General features: G+C 73.1%; 29 protein-coding genes. 11 read left to right on the top strand and 18 right to left on the bottom strand.

The window, feature by feature from the left end; genetic code table 11:
- Positions 1–23: 23 nt before the first annotated feature.
- The gene (locus tag IE219_RS01855; protein WP_189974685.1) at positions 24–362 is read right to left on the bottom strand and encodes a hypothetical protein; all 339 of its coding nucleotides are present in this window, start codon (positions 360–362) and stop codon (positions 24–26) included.
- Between the two features lie 96 nt (positions 363–458).
- Here IE219_RS01855 and IE219_RS01850 point away from each other — a divergent pair, with 96 nt between their 5' ends.
- From IE219_RS01850 to IE219_RS01835, 4 genes are all read left to right on the top strand, one after another.
- The gene (locus IE219_RS01850; protein WP_189974684.1) at positions 459–1,325 is read left to right on the top strand and encodes a GNAT family N-acetyltransferase; all 867 of its coding nucleotides are present in this window, start codon (positions 459–461) and stop codon (positions 1,323–1,325) included.
- 202 nt (positions 1,326–1,527) lie between these two features.
- Positions 1,528–2,397 (top strand): hypothetical protein, encoded by an 870-nt coding sequence (locus IE219_RS01845; RefSeq protein WP_189974683.1) that lies wholly within the window; start codon positions 1,528–1,530, stop codon positions 2,395–2,397.
- A 178-nt stretch (positions 2,398–2,575) separates the two neighbouring features.
- Positions 2,576–2,923: a hypothetical protein gene (locus tag IE219_RS01840; protein ID WP_189974682.1), complete on the top strand. Its 348-nt coding sequence runs from the start codon at positions 2,576–2,578 to the stop codon at positions 2,921–2,923.
- Positions 2,924–2,978: 55 nt separating this feature from the next.
- Positions 2,979–3,578, top strand: a complete 600-nt coding sequence (locus IE219_RS01835) for a DUF6058 family natural product biosynthesis protein (protein ID WP_189974969.1) — start codon at positions 2,979–2,981, stop codon at positions 3,576–3,578.
- A 69-nt stretch (positions 3,579–3,647) separates the two neighbouring features.
- Here IE219_RS01835 and hemC read toward each other — a convergent pair whose 3' ends face one another.
- Genes hemC through IE219_RS01800 form a run of 7 tightly spaced genes read right to left on the bottom strand, consistent with a single transcriptional unit; the run spans position 3,648 to position 6,511 of the window.
- Entirely contained in the window at positions 3,648–4,580 is a 933-nt protein-coding gene (hemC, locus tag IE219_RS01830) for a hydroxymethylbilane synthase (RefSeq protein ID WP_189974681.1), read from the bottom strand.
- 39 nt (positions 4,581–4,619) lie between these two features.
- Positions 4,620–4,811, bottom strand: a complete 192-nt coding sequence (locus IE219_RS01825) for a DUF397 domain-containing protein (protein WP_189974680.1) — start codon at positions 4,809–4,811, stop codon at positions 4,620–4,622.
- 5 nt (positions 4,812–4,816) lie between these two features.
- Positions 4,817–5,008 carry a DUF397 domain-containing protein gene (locus tag IE219_RS01820; protein WP_229849535.1) on the bottom strand — a complete coding sequence of 64 codons (192 nt, stop codon included), beginning with the start codon at positions 5,006–5,008 and terminating at the stop codon, positions 4,817–4,819.
- A gap of 31 nt (positions 5,009–5,039) precedes the next feature.
- The gene (locus IE219_RS01815) at positions 5,040–5,231 is read right to left on the bottom strand and encodes a DUF397 domain-containing protein (protein ID WP_189974678.1); all 192 of its coding nucleotides are present in this window, start codon (positions 5,229–5,231) and stop codon (positions 5,040–5,042) included.
- Between the two features lie 5 nt (positions 5,232–5,236).
- Positions 5,237–5,428, bottom strand: coding sequence for a DUF397 domain-containing protein (locus tag IE219_RS01810; protein ID WP_229849534.1), 192 nt, complete (start codon positions 5,426–5,428; stop codon positions 5,237–5,239).
- Positions 5,429–5,456: 28 nt separating this feature from the next.
- Positions 5,457–5,648: a DUF397 domain-containing protein gene (locus IE219_RS01805; RefSeq protein ID WP_189974677.1), complete on the bottom strand. Its 192-nt coding sequence runs from the start codon at positions 5,646–5,648 to the stop codon at positions 5,457–5,459.
- Positions 5,645–6,511, bottom strand: coding sequence for a helix-turn-helix domain-containing protein (locus IE219_RS01800; protein ID WP_189974676.1), 867 nt, complete (start codon positions 6,509–6,511; stop codon positions 5,645–5,647). The genes IE219_RS01805 and IE219_RS01800 overlap by 4 nt, the downstream gene beginning before the upstream one ends.
- A 145-nt stretch (positions 6,512–6,656) precedes the next feature.
- Between IE219_RS01800 and IE219_RS01795 the strand changes: the two genes are divergently transcribed.
- Both IE219_RS01795 and IE219_RS01790 read left to right on the top strand, forming a co-directional pair.
- The gene (locus IE219_RS01795; RefSeq protein ID WP_189974675.1) at positions 6,657–7,181 is read left to right on the top strand and encodes an ATP-binding protein; all 525 of its coding nucleotides are present in this window, start codon (positions 6,657–6,659) and stop codon (positions 7,179–7,181) included.
- Between the two features lie 222 nt (positions 7,182–7,403).
- Complete coding sequence (locus IE219_RS01790; protein ID WP_189974674.1) at positions 7,404–8,405, top strand: helix-turn-helix domain-containing protein; 1,002 nt, start codon at positions 7,404–7,406, stop codon at positions 8,403–8,405.
- Between the two features lie 52 nt (positions 8,406–8,457).
- Here IE219_RS01790 and IE219_RS01785 read toward each other — a convergent pair whose 3' ends face one another.
- The 4 genes from IE219_RS01785 to IE219_RS01770 all read right to left on the bottom strand — a co-directional run bounded on the left by IE219_RS01785 (position 8,458) and on the right by IE219_RS01770 (position 9,922).
- Entirely contained in the window at positions 8,458–8,652 is a 195-nt protein-coding gene (locus tag IE219_RS01785) for a UBA domain-containing protein (protein ID WP_189974673.1), read from the bottom strand.
- A gap of 300 nt (positions 8,653–8,952) precedes the next feature.
- Entirely contained in the window at positions 8,953–9,189 is a 237-nt protein-coding gene (locus IE219_RS01780; RefSeq protein ID WP_189974672.1) for a helix-turn-helix domain-containing protein, read from the bottom strand.
- Between the two features lie 14 nt (positions 9,190–9,203).
- Positions 9,204–9,542 carry a helix-turn-helix domain-containing protein gene (locus IE219_RS01775; RefSeq protein WP_229849533.1) on the bottom strand — a complete coding sequence of 113 codons (339 nt, stop codon included), beginning with the start codon at positions 9,540–9,542 and terminating at the stop codon, positions 9,204–9,206.
- Positions 9,539–9,922, bottom strand: a complete 384-nt coding sequence (locus IE219_RS01770) for a type II toxin-antitoxin system RelE/ParE family toxin (protein ID WP_189974671.1) — start codon at positions 9,920–9,922, stop codon at positions 9,539–9,541. Before IE219_RS01770 ends, IE219_RS01775 begins: the two co-directional genes overlap by 4 nt.
- Positions 9,923–10,292: 370 nt before the next feature.
- Here IE219_RS01770 and IE219_RS01765 point away from each other — a divergent pair, with 370 nt between their 5' ends.
- Positions 10,293–10,847 carry a DUF4303 domain-containing protein gene (locus IE219_RS01765; protein WP_189974670.1) on the top strand — a complete coding sequence of 185 codons (555 nt, stop codon included), beginning with the start codon at positions 10,293–10,295 and terminating at the stop codon, positions 10,845–10,847.
- An 88-nt stretch (positions 10,848–10,935) separates the two neighbouring features.
- On the opposite strand, the gene IE219_RS01760 is transcribed toward IE219_RS01765, so the two are convergent.
- Positions 10,936–11,247 (bottom strand): hypothetical protein, encoded by a 312-nt coding sequence (locus IE219_RS01760; protein ID WP_189974669.1) that lies wholly within the window; start codon positions 11,245–11,247, stop codon positions 10,936–10,938.
- Positions 11,248–11,646: 399 nt separating this feature from the next.
- Here IE219_RS01760 and IE219_RS01755 point away from each other — a divergent pair, with 399 nt between their 5' ends.
- Complete coding sequence (locus IE219_RS01755; RefSeq protein WP_189974668.1) at positions 11,647–11,973, top strand: nucleoside triphosphate pyrophosphohydrolase; 327 nt, start codon at positions 11,647–11,649, stop codon at positions 11,971–11,973.
- Between the two features lie 62 nt (positions 11,974–12,035).
- Here the strand turns inward: IE219_RS01755 and IE219_RS01750 are convergent, their stop codons facing one another.
- From IE219_RS01750 to IE219_RS01735, 4 genes are all read right to left on the bottom strand, one after another.
- Entirely contained in the window at positions 12,036–12,665 is a 630-nt protein-coding gene (locus tag IE219_RS01750) for a hypothetical protein (protein WP_189974667.1), read from the bottom strand.
- 226 nt (positions 12,666–12,891) lie between these two features.
- Positions 12,892–13,578 carry an alpha/beta fold hydrolase gene (locus IE219_RS01745; protein WP_189974666.1) on the bottom strand — a complete coding sequence of 229 codons (687 nt, stop codon included), beginning with the start codon at positions 13,576–13,578 and terminating at the stop codon, positions 12,892–12,894.
- Positions 13,579–14,010: 432 nt separating this feature from the next.
- Entirely contained in the window at positions 14,011–15,186 is a 1,176-nt protein-coding gene (locus IE219_RS01740; RefSeq protein WP_229849532.1) for a methyltransferase domain-containing protein, read from the bottom strand.
- Positions 15,183–15,323 carry a hypothetical protein gene (locus tag IE219_RS01735; protein ID WP_189974665.1) on the bottom strand — a complete coding sequence of 47 codons (141 nt, stop codon included), beginning with the start codon at positions 15,321–15,323 and terminating at the stop codon, positions 15,183–15,185. The genes IE219_RS01740 and IE219_RS01735 overlap by 4 nt, the downstream gene beginning before the upstream one ends.
- A 293-nt stretch (positions 15,324–15,616) precedes the next feature.
- Between IE219_RS01735 and IE219_RS01730 the strand changes: the two genes are divergently transcribed.
- A complete protein-coding gene (locus IE219_RS01730; protein WP_189974664.1) occupies positions 15,617–16,786 on the top strand; it encodes a serine hydrolase domain-containing protein in 1,170 nt (389 codons plus the stop codon).
- A gap of 217 nt (positions 16,787–17,003) precedes the next feature.
- Positions 17,004–17,735 (top strand): DUF4097 family beta strand repeat-containing protein, encoded by a 732-nt coding sequence (locus IE219_RS01725; protein WP_189974663.1) that lies wholly within the window; start codon positions 17,004–17,006, stop codon positions 17,733–17,735.
- 20 nt (positions 17,736–17,755) lie between these two features.
- On the opposite strand, the gene IE219_RS01720 is transcribed toward IE219_RS01725, so the two are convergent.
- Positions 17,756–18,343: a hypothetical protein gene (locus IE219_RS01720; protein ID WP_189974662.1), complete on the bottom strand. Its 588-nt coding sequence runs from the start codon at positions 18,341–18,343 to the stop codon at positions 17,756–17,758.
- Positions 18,344–18,432: 89 nt separating this feature from the next.
- Here IE219_RS01720 and IE219_RS01715 point away from each other — a divergent pair, with 89 nt between their 5' ends.
- Positions 18,433–18,657 carry a hypothetical protein gene (locus tag IE219_RS01715; protein ID WP_189974997.1) on the top strand — a complete coding sequence of 75 codons (225 nt, stop codon included), beginning with the start codon at positions 18,433–18,435 and terminating at the stop codon, positions 18,655–18,657.
- Positions 18,658–18,664 lie beyond the last annotated feature (7 nt).

Genomic DNA, 18,664 nt, shown 5'->3' with positions numbered 1-18,664 from the left:
GGCGTACGGGGCGCGTCGCCGTCTCATCCGAGGCCGACGGCCACGAGGGTCGGGGCGAGGGTGAGGACCGTCGCGATCGTCCAGTACGGGTACGGCGGCGTGCCCGGGACGGTGCGGCGGCGCATCCACCCGTTGGCCAGCCCCCACACCGTCGCGAAGAGGGCGACGACGGGGACGACGATGACGAGCCAGAGGAGCATCCCGTCGTTCTCGTTCGGGTCGCGCCGGGTCCAGCCCAGGTCGGCGAGGGGCCCGTTGGTGAGGTAGTACCAGACGAGGAAGGCGGGTACGACGGCCGGGACGCCCAGCAGCAGGTTGACCGCCACCGGCACGAGGGATCTCCAGAGGGGTACGGGTTTCACGGCGCCTCCGTGGCGGGGAAGGGCGGCGCGGCGGGCGCCGGTCCGCCTACGTTAATCGGTTGCGTGTTCCCCTCGTGACGGGGTCGGATCGGCGGCATGACGATTGTGCTGAGCACGCCGGCGGTGGACGAAGTGCGCGGGGCCCTCGCGGTGTTGAGGGAGTGGCAGGACGACGGGGCGCCGATGCAGCTGCACCCCGGGGACATCGGTTGGTACTACCGCTTCGGGGCGGCCGAGACGGCTTCGGCCGTCCGGACCTGGAGCCGGGACGGGCGGATTCTCGCCGTCGGACTGCTGGACGGCCCGACGCTGCTGCGGGTGGCGGTCGCCCCGGACGCGTTCCGCGACGAGGAGTTGGCGCAGCGGCTCGCCGAGGACCTCTCGCTGTCCGGCCGCGATGTCTTCCCGGAGGGCGAGGTGTCCGTCGAGGCGCCGCCCGGCCTGCTCCTCCACGACCGGCTGACCGACCGGGGCTGGGGCGTGGACGAGCCGTGGACGCCGCTCTACCGCGACCTCGCGGGGGCGGTGGAGGACCCGGGGGCACGGGTCGGGGAGCTGGGCCTGGAGCAGGCGGAGGAGTTCGCCGCCGTGCTGCGGTCCGCGTTCGGCACGGACCGGCCCTCCGCCGCGTACCGGTACGGGATGGCGTCGGGTCCGTTCGCCGCCGACGGCCGGTGCCTGGGGATCTACGACGGCGGGGACGCCCCCGTGGCCGTGGTGACGGTCTGGTCGGCCGGTCCGGGGCGCCCGGGTCTCGTCGAGCCGATGGGCGTCCACGCGGACCACCGGGGCCGGGGCCTCGGCCGCGCGGTCACTCTCGCCGGGGCCGCCGCGCTCCGCGAGATGGGCGCGTCGAGCGTCCGCGTCTACACCCCGACGGAGAACGCCGCCGCGATCGCGACGTACGAGGCGGCCGGCTTCACGTCCCAGCCGGAGATCACCGACCGCGTCCGGAAGGGCTGACCCGCCCCCCTTCATCGCACTGGTGTGCCCAGGAGCATGATGTGTCCGGACACGAGGAGGACGCATGACGCAGACCACGCAGCCGACTTGGGGATCGACATCGCCGGGGGTTCCCGGGGATCCGAGCGGGCCGCCGCCGCAGGGGTTCGGGCCTGTGCGGCCTCCGGGTGGCGGGAACGGCGCGGTGTTCACCGTCGGGGCCGTGGCCCTCGGGATCGAGGCCGTGCTCGCCGCGCTGGTCGGCGTCCTGTACGGCTTGCGGTTCGAGTCCCATGGAGGCGAGGGCGGCCTCGGGTGGCTGTTCGGCACCGTGTTCGCGTTCGTGCTGCTGGCGGTGGTCTCGGCGGTCGCGGGGCTGGCCGTCTCGGCGGCGGCGGTGCTTCCCCTCGTCCATCTCGGGCGTGCGGTGGCCCGCCGTACGGGCCGGCCCGACAGCCCTCGGCTCACCCTGGCCACCGTGGCGGTCGTCTCCGGCGCCCTGGCGCTGCTCATCGGCTCCTGCGTGCTCCTGGCCGGCTTCGACGGCCCCGGCGACCTGCTGGTCTATCCCGCCCTCGCCCTCGGTCTCGTCGTCGTGCTGGCACCGGCGACCCTGTGCGCCCGTGCGGCGGGCAACCCCGGGGCTCCCGGGGCCCGTTGGCGGGTCCTCGGGCGCGTGGCGCTGGGCGGTCTGGGGCTGCTCGCGGTGACGGCCGTGGCCGGGGCGGCGGCGTACGGCGCGGGCATCCTCAAGGTCTACGAACCGCCCCGGCTCACCGCGGCCGACATGGTCGGCACCTGGACGGACGGCGACGGCGGAAGCCTCCGCTTCGAGGCGGACGGCACGGTGACGGCGAAGGGCGTCACCGGGTACGCGGCCACGGGCGAGCGGTCCGGCACCTGCGACCGCGCCGGGACGTGGCGGCTGGCCGAGGGCGAGAGTGCCGGGCTGCCGTTGGAGCTCGGCATCGCGGACTGCGCGGGCCTGTCCTCCGGCTGGGGCATCGGCGGCACGGAGGAGCGCCCGACGGTCTTCGCCTGGATCGGCGAGCCGGACACGGGCGACCGGTACGTCCTGACCCGACAGCGGTAAACCCTCCGGTACGGGGTCCCGGGCGGCGGCCCTCTCCGCACCGCGGACCGGCGGTGTGCGGGCCTCCGGTCCGGGTGGTGCGCCGGTACGGTGACCGGCCGGGTTCCGGGCGGCGTCGATGATGGCCGCGGCGGGGCCGCGGAAGTCCGGCAGGGCCCGCCGCCCCTACGCTCGGGGCATGAAGATCCGCCGGGTCGATCCCCGTGACACCGTCTGGGAGCAGGACCATGCCCGCTACCGCGTCTACTTCTGGGACGTGCCCCGGCTCACGGCCCATGAGTTCGAAGTCGCCGAGGACTCCGACGCGGACGCGGTTCTCGCCTGGGCCCGGGAGTACGCGGCCCGGCACGGCTGGAACCACACCGTCTACGTGGTGGTCCAGGGCGACGACGGCCCCGGGCTCGTCCGCCTCGCCGGCATCCTCGGCGACCCGTTCGCCCACGGCGCGCGACCGAAGCCTTCAACGGCTTCTCGCCGTCGTGGTTCCGGCGAGGGTTCGGTGGGGGCCGAATCGTCCGGCCGGTAGCGTGCCGAGTCCTGTGCGGGAGGTGCCCGTGCTGGTGAACACCGGAGGCGGCCCGATGTCGGAGACCGATCTGAAGCAGCGGCTCGCCGAGCGATTCCGCGAGGTCAACGGCGACCATCCGATGACCGATGCCGATGACGCGTACGTCAGCGCGCAGTTCGTCGTCCTGGAGGAGCTGTGCGCGATTCATGGCCGCGACGCCGACGCGGTCCGCCGGCTGATGCTGGGGCGGCGTCTGCCGCTTCCGGGGTATCTGCGCTCCGACGGTGCCGAGATGGTGCCGGCCGACCTGTTCGCCCTCGCCGGTGAGGCCGGCGGTGTGGAGCCGCTCGAAGCGTGGTTCACCGCCCACTGGGCCGATCCGGTCGCCGGGAGGGCGGAGTGGGACGCGTATCTCAGCGGGCAGTACGTGTGCCTGCGCTCGGTGACCCCGGCCGCCATTCAGCGCAAGGACCACCTGACGACCGCGATCGGCGCGGCGGCGAACGAGCCGGATGCCGGTTCCGCGCGGTGGTCCGGGCGGCTGCACGCGCTGGTCGACGAACTCGACGCGCTGGAACCGGCGTTCACGGCCTACGACCGTCTTCGGTTCGGCGGTCCCACGTCCCGGGACACCTGCGTCGACGCCCCGCGCGCCCGCTTCCCGCGCCCGTGACCCGGATCCGGCGAGCGGTCCGGCCCCGGCCGAATCGGGTCGGGCCGGGTCGGGTCGGGTCGGGTCGGTTCAGTGCGGGATGGAGTCGATCACTTCGCGCGCTCCCTGGCGGAGGAGTGCGACGGCGACCGAGGTTCCGAGGGTCGCCGGGTCGAGGCGGCCCGCCCATTCGTGCGCGTTCAGCATCGTCTTGCCGTCGGGGGAGAAGACGCAGGCGCGCAGGGAGAGTTCCCCGCCGCGTTCGACCCGGGCGAAGCCCGCGATGGGGCTGTTGCAGTGTCCTTGGAGGACGTGCAGGAGCATCCGTTCGGCCTGTGTCTCACGGTAGGCGCCGCGGTCGCCGAGGCCGCTGACCAGGTCGATCAGTTCCGTGTCGCCTTCTCGGCACTGGAGTGCGAGGACCCCGGCGCCGATCGGCGGCATCATCGCCTCGGTCGACAGGATCTCGGTGATGATCTCGGGGCGGCCGATGCGTTCCAGTCCGGCGACGGCCAGGAGCAGCGCGTCCGCCTCTCCGGCCGCGAGCTTCTCCAGGCGCTTGTTGGCGTTGCCCCGGATCGGGACGCATTCCAGGTGCGGGTGGGAGGCCGCGAGCTGGGCGACGCGCCGTACGGAGGAGGTGCCGATCCGGGTGCCGGCGGGCAGTTCGTCCAGCGTGAGCCCGCCGGGGTGGATCAGGGCGTCGCGGATGTCGTCGCGCTTGAGGAAGGCGGCGAAGACGGTGCCCGCCGGGAGGGGCCGGTCGGCCGGGACGTCCTTGACGCAGTGCACCGCGAGGTCGGCCTCCCCGGCGAGGAGCGCGGCGTCGACCTCCTTGGTGAAGGCGCCCTTGCCCTCGACCTGGGAGAGGTCGCCCATCCACTTGTCGCCCGTCGTCTTCACCGGCAGGACCTCGGTGGTGACGCCGGGGTGGAGCGCGGCCAGCTCGGCGCGGACACGCTCCACCTGGGCGAGTGCCATCGGCGAATCACGCGAAACGATACGGATCAGATCAAACGCCATGGAGGCACGATAGACCTTCGGGGCCGGGCCCGAAGACGGTCACTCCCCCGCGCGGTGCGCCACGAACCCCGCCCAGGCGGCCGGGCCGAAGGCGAGGCGGGGGCCCTCGATGTTCTTGGAGTCACGGACGTGGACCGTGCCGGGGGTGTTGGCGACCTCGACGCAGTCGTTGCCGTTACTGCTGCTGCTGTAGCTGCTCTTGAACCAGGTCAGCTCGGGTACGAAGTCCACGTCGGTTACTCCCCCGCGCGGTGCGCCACGAACCCCGCCCACGCGGCCGGGCCGAAGGCGAGGCGGGGGCCCTCGACGTTCTTGGAGTCACGGACGTGCACGGTGCCAGGGGTGCTGGCGACCTCGACGCACGTCTCACCGTTGCTGCTGTTGCTGTAGCTGCTCTTGAACCAGTCCAGTTCGGGCACGAAGTCCACGTCCTTCCTCAACCGTCAGGCAGTACGTCGATTACTCCCCCGCGCTGTGCGCCACGAACCCCGCCCACGCGGCCGGGCCGAAGGCGAGGCGGGGACCCTCGACGTTCTTGGAGTCACGGACGTGCACCGTGCCGGAAGCAGCGGCGACCTCGACGCACGTCTCGCCGTTGCCACTGCTGCTGTAGCTGCTCTTGAACCAGGTCAGCTCGGGTACGAAGTCCACGTCGGTTACTCCCCCGCGCTGTGCGCCACGAACCCCGCCCACGCGGTCGGTCCGAAGGCCAGGCGGGGACCCTCGATGTTCTTGGAGTCACGGACGTGGACCGTGCCGGGGGTGTTGGCGACCTCGATGCAGTCGTTGCCGTTACTGCTGTCGCTATAGCTGCTCTTGAACCAGGTCAGCTCGGGCACGGAGTCCACGTCCTTCCTCAGCCGTCAGGTACGTCGATTACTCCCCCGCGCTGTGCGCCACGAACCCCGCCCAGGCGGTCGGGCCGAAGGCCAGGCGGGGGCCTTCGATGTTCTTGGAGTCACGGACGTGCACGGTGCCCGGGGTGTTGGCGACCTCGACGCACGTCTCGCCGTTGCCGCCGTTGCTGTAGCTGCTCTTGAACCAGTCCAGGTCGGACGTGCCGATCATGTTTCTCCCAACAATCGTTCGATGAAGCCCCGCGATTCCACTGGCGTGAGGGCCATGGAGCGGATGATGCCATAGCGGAGGTCCAGGAACCGGAGGCGTTTCGGGTCGGACACCGGCCGTCCACCGAAGTCCCCGTCCATGCGGCCCACAGCCTTGCCGTCAGCGAACTTGAGGATCTCGATCACCCCGCTCGAACCGGGGTGTTCCGCACGCTCTGTTGGCATTACCTGAATCGAGACGTGGGGCAACTCGCTCACCTCCAGCATGTGCTCCAGTTGGCGGCGCAGCACCATTCTCCCCCCGACGGGCCGCCTCAGCGACACCTCTTCCTGGACGAAACTGAACTCTGGCGCCGGGTCCTTCATCAGCACTCCCCGACGGGCCTCACGAGCCGCCAGGTACCTCTCCAGTTGCGCCGGGGTGTACATCGGCCGCCAGCCCTGCATGATCGACCGTGAGAACTCGTCCGTCTGCAACAGGCCGTGGATGTCGAAGTTGGTGTACATGTTGAACTCCACCGCCTTCCCCTCCATCTTCGCGAGGTCCCGGATCGGCTTCGGGTAGCGGACCTCCCTGAGGTCGTTCTTCAAGTCCGCCACGACGCCGCCCGCGTTGAGCACCTCGTCGGCCCTGTCGAGGAACTCGGGGCGCGGAATGCGGTCGCCGCGCTCCAGCTTCCGGATCATGTCCTCGCCGTAACCAGTCAGGTCGCCGAGTTCTGCGGCGCTCAGGCCCGCCCGCTCTCGCCGATCCTTGAGGCGCCGTCCGACTACGGCCAGAACAGCCATGACCGGCTCATCGCCGGGATCGACCTCCCAGCCCGCATCCTCCGCAACCACACCGTCCACGTCCTGCACGCTCATGCGTGTCCACCTCCTTGTGTGGCGGCCCTCTACCCGAGGTGTGACCCAAGACAGTCGAGACAGCGCGGGACAGTCGCGAGACAGTAACCATACGTAAGGGCGTTTCTGGTGGGCAGCGTAGGCGGAGGTCGTCACGCTGGGCCCCATGAACATGGAAACCAGCCAACTCATGGCCGCCGCGCGTCACTTCACGCTCCAGCTCTCCTCGACCCGCAGGGGTGCGCGGCTCGCGCGGCTGCTGGCCGTTGAGCAGCTTCGTTCCTGGGATCTGGAGGCCGTCACGGAGCCGGTCGCGCAGATCGTGGCGGAGCTGGCGAACAACGCGGTGACGCACGGGCACGTCTCCGGGCGCGATTTCCGGCTGCGCGTGATCGTGACGGGAGCGGCGGTCCGGATCGAGGTGACGGACACGCAGGGTGACCACATGCCGCTCATCGAGGACCCCGAGGAGGTGGGCGAGACGGGGCGCGGAATGCTCATCGTGGAGGCGCTGGCGCTGCGGTGGGGGGCGGAGCGGGGGCCGGCGCCGCAGAAGACGGTGTGGGCGGAACTGGCGCTGCCGGTGGCGAATCCGGTACGGGCCGCCGGGGCGCGCGGCGCCCTGTCGCGGGGCGCCGGGGCGGGGGTCGCCGCGCCGCGAGGGGCCGCGTCGCGGTCCGGCACGACGTAAAGGAAAAAGACCGGGGGAAGTACCCTCCCCTCCCCCACCCTCTCCCCCGGCGAACCGCCGCCGGGCCCCTCACCCGGATGGGTGATCTGTGCCAACTGGGCTGGATTTGGAGCCGGTTGCCTGGCATATGCTCACGCTCACAACCCCAGACATGAGTCGGCCCCCGGCCGGGACGGCAATCCCGATCGAGGGCCTGACCACCGAGGAAGGCACAAACTTCCCGTGGCTCCGCAGCAGATTAGCGCGCCCCCGCGCGCCTCAGGGCTCGTTCACCGCAACGTGCGGCTGACCCGGCGGTACGTCGTCGTCAGCAACGACCTCGCCCAGCACCCCAGCCTCTCGTACACCGCCAAGGGCGTCGCCCTGCACCTCCAGTCGCTGCCCGCCGGGACGCCCGTCGGCATCAAGGCCCTGGCCTCGGGCGCCAAGGAGGGCGAACTCCGCATCGCGCAGGCCCTGCGGGAGCTGGAACGCTGCGGCTTCGTCGAGCGCACCAGGGAACGGCTGCCGAACGGGCGAATCGTCTGCCTGACCGTCTCGCACAACCTGCCGGTGGCTGACCCCGCCCCCGCACCGGCGACGCCCCCGCCCGCCCCGGCCCCGGCGCCCGCCGCACCCCGCACCCCTCCCCCGGGACCCGTACCGCCCCGGCCGCCCCCGCCCCCGGAGGTCGTACCCCCTCTTCCACCGACCCCGCCCCGGGAAGCCGCAACACCACCTCCGCCACCCCCGCCCCCGGCCCCGGAAGTCGCGACGCCGCCCCTGGAGGCCGTGCCGACCCCGGAAGCCGTGACGCCGCCTCCGTCCCCCGCCCCGGCCCGGGAAGCCGTCACGCCGCCCCCGGCCCCGGCGCCCGTGCCGCTCCCGCTCGCCGAGGCCGACCGGCCCGCCGCCGATCTGCTCGCCCGGCTCCGCGCGCACGAACCCCGGCTGCTGCTCTCCGAGCGGGACGTCCGGCGGCTCGCGCCCGGCGTGACGGCCTGGCTCGACCGGGGCGCGGACCCCGACGCCGTGCGCCGCACGCTCTGCGCCGACCTGCCGCCCAACCTCCGCCACCCGGCGGGGCTCCTCGCCCACCGCCTGGCGGCCCTCCTCCCGCCACCCCTCCCGGCGGGCCCCGCCCCCGCCCCGGTCGTCCCCCTCCAGAACTGCGACGCCTGCGACCACGCCTTCCGCGCCCCCGAACCGGGCACCTGCCCGGGGTGCAGCGCCGTGGCCGCCTAGGCACTGCCCGGCGGATCGCCGACACCCGGGACCGGGCCGAAGCGATCGCCGACTACTCGCCGGCCGCCATGATCGCGTTGATGAGGTCGCCGCCGCTGTCCCTCAGGGCCCGGACCGCGACCGCCCTGGACCTGCCGGTCTGGGCCATCACCAGCTCGATGTCCCTGGGGTCGATCCCGGTCTCGTCCGGGGCGTCCCCGGAGACGTCGTCCTCGGCCTCGGGAACGTCATCGAAATCTTCCGGCATGAATACTCCAAGTGCCTGGCTCCGCGAGCGGATCGAGCCCCCACGCCCTTCCGGGGCGAACGCGCGCCGGTCGCCCGCACGGCACGTGACGGCCCCACCAGCATGCGAGGCCCCCACGACCACCCCCCGGCGACACGTCCGGAAATCGCCCGGGCGAGTGACGCCGAACCCCACCCTCAGCTGCGGTTTCGCGTTCCACTGGCGTCTGTGGCCGTGCCCTGGTGTCCGCGCTTGGCGCCGTCACCGGCGCCGTCAGCGGTCCGCGCCGCCCGGGGAAATCCCGGGAACTCCGAACGCGTGTCAGGCGGCTTTGTCGTGCGGGGTGAGGCTGATGGTCAGGTCGGCACCGAGTGCCTGGGCCAGGCGGCGCAGGAGGGGAAGCGTGGGCACGGTCCCGCCGCCTTCGAAGCGGGAGATCTGCGGCTGCCGCATCCCGCACCGCTCGGCCAGCTCGGCCTGGGACAGTCCGAGCTCGATGCGCCGGTCGTGGACGAGCCGCCCGAGCTCCCGGGCGAGCGCGGAAGGCGGGTCCTGCATGGTCCCTCCCCGCCTCAGGCCGCTGGGGCGACGATGGTGACGGTGGGCTCGTCTCCGCCTGCGAGGTGCACGTCCACCGTGAGGTCCAGTGCGCGGGCCAGGCGCATGATGACCGCGATGGGCGGCAGCTCGGTGGCCGTCTCGATGCCTTCGATGTCATCGACGTCGACGTGCATGCGCTCGGCGAGGTCGGCCTCGCTCAGGCCCAGCTGCTTGCGCCGGTCATAGACGGCCTTGCCCAACGTCATGGCGAGGCCGGCCTCTTCGTAGACCCGGTCGTACTCGGGGTCGGCGTCCAGGTGCTCGCCCAGCAGCCGGCGGTGGCGACGGGTTTTCCATTCGCTGTGGTTCACCGGTTCTCCTTGAGGTCGCGGCTGTAGAGGTCGTGCCCGGCGGCGGCTTCATGCTCTGCCTCGCACCATCGCTGTGCGGCGTGGGCGCGGTCCACTTCGGCCTGCTCGCGCATCCTGGTCTTGCGGAACACGGTGAGCAGCACGACACGTCGGCCGGGTGCCAGCCAGTAGGTGATGCGCTGGTGCGCGTCGCCGAGGCGGAAGCGCAGCTCGCGGAGCTTGCCGCCCAGATGGCGGGAGTGCGGTTCGTCGAGCGTGGTGGGCTGCTCGGCAAGCAGGTCGGCGATGCGTTCGACCTGCTTGTAGTGATGGGCCGGAATGTTCTCCAGCCACAGCCGTACCTCCGGCTCGATCTCGATCGAGTACCGCCCGCCGTCCATAGCACCGATGGTATACGGGCCGGGCTGACGCGTCCCGGTTCGGCGGCGCGGGGGCCGGAGCGGGAGCGGTCCGCCGCGGGGGTGAGCTGCCTGGCCATCGCCCCCGCTGGAGGCGGTGGCGGTCACCGCCGTATCCGCTTCCACGACCTCAGGCACTCCACCGCCACCCGGCGACACGGCAGGAAATCACCCGGGCGGGTGACGGCGGACCGCAGCGACGAGCAGCCCACCGGCTCAGCATCGGACGCGCCACCACCGAGACCGGCATCGACCAGGCCGCCGCGCTCGTGCGGAACGGGTGGGTCCGGCGGCTCTCATGGCGGGCCGGGAGGTGGCCTCGCCGGGGCCTGTCCGCCCGGGACAATGGGGCATGGACACGGAGATCCGCGCGTGGGCGCGTGACTGGGCCGGCCGTCTGGGACCGGCGCTCGAACAGGCCGTCGCGGCGGTCGCGGGACGGCTCCCGGCGGACGACGTGGTCGGCGTCGGAATCGCGACCTGCGCCGACGCCACGGCGATCGTCGCCTTCGCGCACTCGCGGCGGCACCTCGACACGATGACCGCCCGGGAACCGGAGTTCGCCCTCGACGCGAAGTGGCACCTCGGCGAGTGGGACGTGGACATCGCCGGGGCCGACGACCCGCTGGAACCGGTCCGCGCCGAGGCGGACCGGGCCCGGCGGCACTTCGGCGGGTCGGACGCGGGCCTCCACGCGTTCCGGCAGGCCGTATGGGACTCGATCGCGCAGGCACTGGCGGAGTCGGCCGCCCGCGGGTTCTTCACACGGTGGCCGCACGCCGTCCGGGTCTTCCTCCCCCTCGACGCCGACCTCCCGGAAGCCGACCTCGCCCGGTGGAACGCCCCTCTGAACGACCCTGCCGGAACGACGGAGTTCCGGAAGTTCCTCCAGCTCGAAGCGGGTTGAGGCAGGGCGGACGGCCACCCGCACCGACACCGGCCGAGACCTGGACGATCAGAACGTCACATCGTCCCCTCCGCCGCGGCCTTGGTGCTCAGAACCCGTCGCCCCACCCGAAAGTGATGCGGTACGCGCGCTGGAGTGCGTGCCGGCCGTGGTCCCCGTCGGCGTAGGCCCATGCGAGGGCTGCGGAGAACCAGAGCAGAAAGACTCCCCCGACGACGCCCAGAACGACCGGCTTCCCGTTCCAGCCGAGGAGGACCAGGGCGACGGTCACGACGGCCACGCCGAGGTGGGCGCCCCACAAGTCGAGCGACGCGGCCTTGCGCGTCTCCCTGCGGCCGGCCCGCTCCGCGGCGAAGCGCTCCTCTCGAACAGACTGCGGTTCGTTCTCGTCGAAGTTCATCCCATCCCCCCTGGCACCGACGCTACATGGACCCGGTCCACGTCGGCGGATGGGCATCACGGGGACATGGATCAGGCACTCAGGGCCTAAGGAGCATCTGGCCTCGCTTCTCTCTGAGGCCGCAGCCCTTCGCCGCTCCCGCCCATTCCAGCGGGACGCGAAACGGACGCCTCGCCAGGTGCGGTGCACATCCGCCAGGTGCACGAGGAACGGACACTGCCGGTTGAGTCCCGGCGGCAGGGTCCGGAACGGGTGCTCTGGGTGCGCCTGCGCCCGTACCCGAAACGGGTGGGTTCCTCGGTTCTCATGGCGGGCCGGGAGACGGTCTTCCTAGGCTGCGGTGAGCACGCGGGGCGGCGGCTGGAGCCTTCCTGCGGCGATCGGCGCCGGAGAGCACACGTGAGCAGTGACGGCTTGGAAGGCAAGCTCGTACGGGACAGGATCCCGGAGATCATCCGTGAGAACGGGGCCGTGCCGGTCACGTACGTCGCGGACCGGGACGAGTACCGCGCCCGGCTGCGGGCGAAGCTCGGGGAGGAGGTCGCCGAGTTCCTTGAGGCGGACGCCGACTCCGCGCCGGAGGAGCTGGCCGGCATCCTTGAGGTGATCCAGGCCCTTGCCGAGGACATGGGCCTGGAGCCCGAGCAGTTGGAGAAGATCCGGCGCGCCAAGGCCGACGAGCGCGGCGGCTTCGCCGATCGGGTCGTCTGGACGGGCAACCGCTGACCCGCCGCCCGCCAGGGCCCGGCCGCGCCCGCCGCCGAGCCCGGCCGCAGCGGGCTTTCCGGCTACGGGCGGGCCGGGCCGGTGCCCTGGGTGCGCCTGCGCCAGTACGCGAAGCAGACCGCCGCCAGGAGCGGGCCCCAGAGGAGGAGCGGGATGTAGGTGGCGTGGAAGAAGGCCAGTTCCCAGCCGTGCATCGCGTTTCCGGGGTAGTCGCTCGGGAGCGGGTCGCCCTGGAGGGTCAGGCCGAACAGCGAGGTGACGAGCGCTGCCGTCCACAGGGCGGTCAGGGCCAGCGCCCCGAGGGCGGCGGGCACGACGGCCGCGAGCGTCGGCACCCGGCGGCCGCCCAGCAGCGGGATCCAGCGCGGGAAGACCTCGCCCCACGAGGCGATCAGTCCTATCGCCGTGAAGGCCAGCAGCTCGGAGACGAGCGACAGGGCCACCACGTACACCGAACCCGGCAGCCACGACGGGAGCTGCCCCCGCCCGTGCACGGCGCTGTCGCCGATCCCGAAGACGACCGTCATGATCCGCCACAGGCCGGAGGGCAGGACCGCGAAGGGGATGGTGTACGCGGCCCACCTCGCCCACCGGGGGACGCCGGGCACCGGCGCGTGCGCCCCGCGCCACGCGGCGCGCAGCCGCCCGAAGGGGGCGGGCTGGGCGGGTGCGGGGGCATGTCTGGTGGTCATGCGTGCTCCTCGGGCCGTCGGTGGGCGCCCGCTTCGGCGCCGGCGGTTCCCACGCTTCCAGCCCGGCCCCTCCCGGCGCGTCGCCCGCCGGTCCCACTCCCGGTGCGCTTCCCGGCTGACGGCGCCCCCGGCCCGTGCGCCCTGGGGATGACCACGGGCGGGCAGGGGAAGGCGAACACCTTTCCCTCCAAGGCATGTTGGCGGTACGAGGGGGGCGCCGGGGCCGTCAGAGCCTGTCGGCCGCCTCCGCCAGGACGTGGGCCAGTTCGCGGGGGCGGGTGGCCATCGGCCAGTGGCCCGAGTCGAGGTCCACGTACGTGACGTCGGCCGCGCGGGCCAGGTCCGGGCTGTCGCCGCCGGCCACCCACTCCTTCGCCTGGGCGGGGGTGAACTCCGGGCAGACGACCACGACGGGGACGTCGAAACGGCGCTCGTCGGCCAGGCGCACGATCCCCCGGGCGACCCCCTCGGGGACCGGCACCGCGACGGACGCCAGCCGGGCGCGGGCCTCCTCGTCCAGGTCGGCGGCGTCCAAGCCCTCGAAGGGGGCCCAGCCCGGGAACGGCATCACGCCGTCCTCGACCGGGAAGAAGTCGGCGTAGGCCCGCCCGTCGGGGACCGGGAAACCGCCGACCAGCACGACCCCCGCCACCTCCCCCGGGCGCGCGTCGGCCGCCGCCCAGGCCAGCGTCGACGCCGCCGAATGCCCCACCACCAGCGGCTTCCCCTCCGCCGCGTCCACGGCGGCGACCACCGCCGCCACCTGGTCGCCGAGCGACGCGACGGAGGTCCCGTCGCCCTGACCCGGCAGGGTGAGCGGCACGGGCCGGTGCCCGAGCGCGGCCAGCTCGGGGACGACCTCGTCCCACACGGAGCCGTCGAACCAGAGACCGGCGACGAGCAGGATGTCCATGGGGTTCCCCCTGGGGCGGATCGGATGCGGGCGCGGACGCGGGAACCGTATCGGCAGGCTCCGACAGGGCCCCCTAGGCCGGCCCTCCGTCCGCCCGCACATCCGGCCTTCCGGAGGGGAGGGGATACGAGCGCGTCAGAGAAGACGGAAGCCCCGCACGGCAGTTGAGCCGCACGGGGCGTTTTCGCTGTCTGGCGGTCTACGCGTCCGGCTCAAGCTCTCCGGGCACGGGTACGTGTACACCGTGCCGCAGCGGGGCACAGGTGAGCGACCGCGGCGAGGACGAACGCCAGGACGCGCAGTAACCCCGCCTCTGCGCCACGGGGGCGCACAGACGGGGCGAACTCGCCCGCTACGGGACCGTCGTCCTCGGTCGGCGGTTCTCCGAGACGCCGGGCTTGGAAAGCGCACGGTGCCGTGTGGCTGCCTGGTTCAGTACGTGAGCGGGACCGGCCGGTCGGGCCCGTCAAGCCATGCCGTCTGCCCCTCGGGCGTGACCGTCATGCCGAATCGGCCGGGATCCGGCCGCCCCTGGTCGACCCACCACGTGTACGCGTCCTTCACCGCGTTCCACAGGCTGGCGGGGCCGTGTTGGTAGACCTTGAACTCTTCCTCGGTCTCTCCGTCGTAGTCGACGGCCGCCCACGATGTCGCGTCGGCCGTGCCCAGCCACAGCCGGGACATGACGCCCGGGACGGGATTCGGCTGCCACACGTGCCAGACGTCCGGGACAGCCAGGCCCACGGAGAACTGCGCCGACAGGTCGTCGCCCGCCACAGCCCACGGAGTCAGCGAGGTGGCGCTCTCCCGGGGGACGTGCTCGTCGTGCACCACGTCGCGGTAGAGCTTGAGCCGGTTGCGCTGACTCCTCAGGAGCATGAACGCCGAGTACCCCGTGAACACCCCCTCGGCCGTCCGGCCGTCGCCCTTCGCCACGAGCCGCAGCAACCCGTAGTTGCACCATGCCGAGTCCCACGGCGTGAGGATGATTCCGCCGGGGCGGGTCTGCGCGACCCACGCGAACGGCACGGACCGCACGGAACAGGTGGCGATCACCCTGTCGTACGGGGCACGGCCCGCGTACCCCTCGGCCCCGTCCCCGGCGATGACCGTCGCGCCCGTCTCCTCGGCCTTGAGACGCGCGGCGGCCTCGCCGGCAAGGGCCTCGTCCACCTCGACGGAGACGACGTTCTCCCCGCCCACGGCGCGGGAGAGGAGCCCGGCATTCCAGCCCGTGCCCGTCCCGATCTCCAGAACCTTGTGTCCGTCCTGGAGGTCGGCGAGCGCGAGCATGCGGAACACGACACCGGGGGCGCTGGCGGAGCTGGACGGGTCCCGGTCGTCGGGATCGTCCGGGTCCTGGCCGTCGTTGATCTGCGTCACCACGGGGGCGTCGGCGTAGACCGCCTTCAGCCACGCCTCCGGGTCGTCGGCACGGTCTAACGGCGTGAGATCGTCACCCACGTAGATGCGATCCGGTACGTAGGCGGAGCGGGGCACGGCCCACACGGCGGCCTCCCACTCCTGCGGCAGGAAGCCGTCAGCTTCGAGAGAGGCACCTAGGGCACGGATGGCCGCGCGCTCCGACTCCGGGTTGATCGCCTTCACTTCTTCTCGTCCTTCTTGTGCTTCGGCTCTTCCTTGGGCTTCTGCGAGTCCGGGTTCGATCCGCTCGTGTTGAAGTCCTTGTTCCCTCCGTGCTTGCCGCCGCCGCTCGAACCGCCCTTGCCCGTTCCCCAACCCATGGTGACTCCTTCACGGTTGATGTGCTTGATGGAACCCGCCGACTGAACCGGCGGGACCGCGCCGCCCCTACTCCGACGCGCCGTCAGCACCGTTGTGGTGGCGCCCGGTCGGAGGGCGTCGTGCCCGGCGGGGGCCGGGCGGGCCCGGGAGTACGGTCCCAGGTGGAGGGGTGACCCGGAGCACGTTCCCGGTGCGGTCTCGTTCTTCGCGGCGACGGATCGGCGGGGTGGCGGATGGTCCTCTTGGAGGGCGCCGCGAAGAGCTCCGGCGCCCTGCTCAGAGGGGCTTTCCCATGAACGAGAACGCATCGGCGCACCCCCGTCCGCACCGGCCCCGCAGGCGCGGGCGCGCGGTGGCGGCGGTCGTGGCCGCCGCGGCCGCCGCCGTGCTGGCCGGGGTCCTGGCACCGGCCTCCGTCTCCGCCGCGCCCCGGCCGGACTCCGTACAGCAGCGGCTCGACGGCCTGGTCGCGCAGGACGGGGTGCCCGGCGCCCTCGCCACCGTCACCGGCCGCGACGGCCGCACCCGCGCCTACACCGCCGGGGTCGGCGACGTGGTCACCGGGGCCAAGGTGCCCCGGGACGGCCGGGTGCGGATCGGCAGCAACACGAAGGCGTTCACCGCCGTCGTCGTGCTCCAGCTCGTCGCCGAGGGGAAGCTCGGCCTCGACGCGAGCGTCGACACCTACCTGCCCGGCCTGCTGCGCGGCGACGGCATCGACGGCCGGACCATCACCGTCCGCCAGCTCCTCCAGCACACCAGCGGCCTGCCCGACTACGTCGACCAGAAGGCCGTGCTCGACGCCCCCCGGCGCTACTTCGAGCCGCGCGAACTCCTCGACGCCGCCCTGGTCAAGAAGGCCCACTTCGCACCCGGCGCCCGGTGGGAGTACAGCAACACCAACTACCTGGTGGCGGGCCTGATCGTCCAGAAGACCACCGGCCGCCCCTTCGGCGAGGAGGTCACCCGGCGGATCATCGACCGCGTCGGCCTGCGCCACACCTCCTTCCCCACCCCCGGCGACATGACGATCCCCGGCCCCCACCCCAAGGGCTACCAGCGCACCGAGGACGGCACGCCGCGCGACTACACGGTGCTGGACCCGTCCTGGGGCTGGGCGGCCGGCGCGATGATCTCGACCAACGGCGACCTCAACCGGTTCTACGGCGCGCTGCTCGGCGGCCGGCTGCTGCCCCCGGCCCAGCTCGCCCAGATGCGCGCCACCGTCCCCGCCGACGCGGTCGCCCCCGGGGCCCGCTACGGCCTCGGCATCATGAGCACCCCGCTCTCCTGCGGCGGCGTCTCCTGGGGGCACGGCGGCGGCATCCCGGGATACGCGACCTTCGGCGGCGTCACCGAGGACGGCCGCGCCGCGCACCTCGCCGTCACCACCATCCCGGGCGGCGACGGCACCGCGGAGAAGCACGCGAACGAGACCGTGGACGCGGCCCTCTGCCGCTGACCGCGCCCCGGGCCCGACCCCGCGCCCCGGCCCCGTACCCCCGCCCCGCGCCCCGGAGCGCACCCCCGGGGCGCACCCGTACGGGGGTGGGGTCCGCCCGCTCCGGTCCGGGGGTCTGCCCCATGGTCCCGTGACCGCCGGCTCCCCTAGCGTCGACGTACACCGGCGCCACGACGGACGCCGGGCACCCGACACCTTGAGAACACGGGGGACACCCATGCGCCGACGACCGCACCGCCTCGTCATCCTGGCCGCGGCCGGCCTCACGACCGCCGGACTCGCCGCGTGCGGGCCGCTCATGAGCTCGACCTTCGAGGACGACGGCACGCTCGGCGAGAAGATCACCTCGGTGCGGCTGGAGAACGGATCGGGCGGCGTCACCCTCAACGGGCGCACCGGCGGCGGGAGTCCGTCGCTGCACCGCGAGGTCCAGTACCGGGGCGACCGGCCCGAGGGCGCCAGCCACCGGATCGAGGACGGCGTCCTCGTCCTGCGCGGCTGCGGCGACCGCTGCTCGGTCCGCTACACCGTCGACCTGCCCGCCGGCCTGCCCGTGACCGGCGGGGTGTCCAACGGCGACGTCCGCCTGAACGAGGTGGGGGCGGTGCGGATCACCTCCGGGAACGGCCGGATCGAACTCGACGGCGTGACCGGCACGGTGGACGTGCGCAGCTCCAACGGCCGGATCACCGGCCGGAACATCAAGGGCCCCCGGATCGAGGCCCACACCACCAACGGGGACGTCACCCTCGCCCCGGCCACCCCCGCCGACGTCCGGGCCGGGACCTCCAACGGGGCGATCCGCGTCACCGTCCCGAAGGCCCGCTACCGGGTGACCGCCACCACGGACAACGGCCGGAAGGACATCGGCGTCCCCACCGACCCGGCGGGCACCTACGCCCTCGACCTCACGAGCGACAACGGCGACATCACCGCCCGGCACTCCTGACCCCGCGCCCCCGGCCCGTCTCAGTTCCTCCGCTCCAGCCAGGCGGCGGTCTCCCGCAGGAAGTCCCGGTCCCGGCCCCTCCCCGCCCGCACCTCCCGCTCCAACTGGCGCAGGACCCCCGGGGACCGTGCCGGATCCCGCACCGCGTACGCGCCGACGCCCGTCTCGTAGGTGTCCACCAGGATCCAGACGCCCCCGTCGAGGGCGAGCGCGGCGAAGCCCGGATGGCCCGCACGGGTGCCGAGGAAACCCGCCGCTCCCGTGCCCATGAGGTCCCACCGCTCCCGCAGCCGGACCCGGCGCCAGACCGGCATGTCGTGCCTCCGCCGGTGCTGCTCGGCCGTCCGGGCGGTCCTCGGCAGCATGAGCAGGAACTCGCCGTCCCCGTCGAACAGGCCGATGGAGGAGGCGAGTTCGTACCAGCTCTCGTTGAGTCGCTCCACCAGGCGCGGCGTCCCGTAGTCCAGTTGGAAGCCCCCGGCGTGCCGCTCCCGCTCCGCCCCGAAGACGTGCGGGACCGCCCCCTCCGGCACGCCCCCGGGCCGCAGCTCCACCCCCGCCCGCTCCAGCCGCCGCGCCACCTTCCGCTCCCACTCCCGCCGCCCCACGCGCCCGCTCCCCGCTCCGCTCCGTCCCGACCCGTCCGCCCGATTCTGCCGGTCGGCCGGGGCGTAGGGTCCCTCCCAGGGGGTGGCACATGGCCGACAGACACGACAGACACGCCGGGCACGACGCGTACGCCGGGGACGGCGACGACGGGCTGCGGGACGCCGAGCGGCGGGCCGCGCGGGCCGAGCGGATCGGATGGACGGCTATCGCCGGGGTGTCCGGGGCGCTCGGGTGCGCGCTGGTGGCCGGGGCGGTGCTCCTGGTGGGGTTCGTGGTCGCGGCGGTCTGGGTCGTGATGGCCGGGAACCGTTGATGCGGAA

Origin of the sequence: Streptomyces termitum, assembly GCF_014650175.1 — a bacterium.
GTDB classification, from domain to species: domain Bacteria; phylum Actinomycetota; class Actinomycetes; order Streptomycetales; family Streptomycetaceae; genus Streptomyces; species Streptomyces termitum.
The sequence above is the reverse complement of the archived record's forward strand: the minus strand, read 5'-3'. Positions and strand labels throughout refer to the sequence as shown.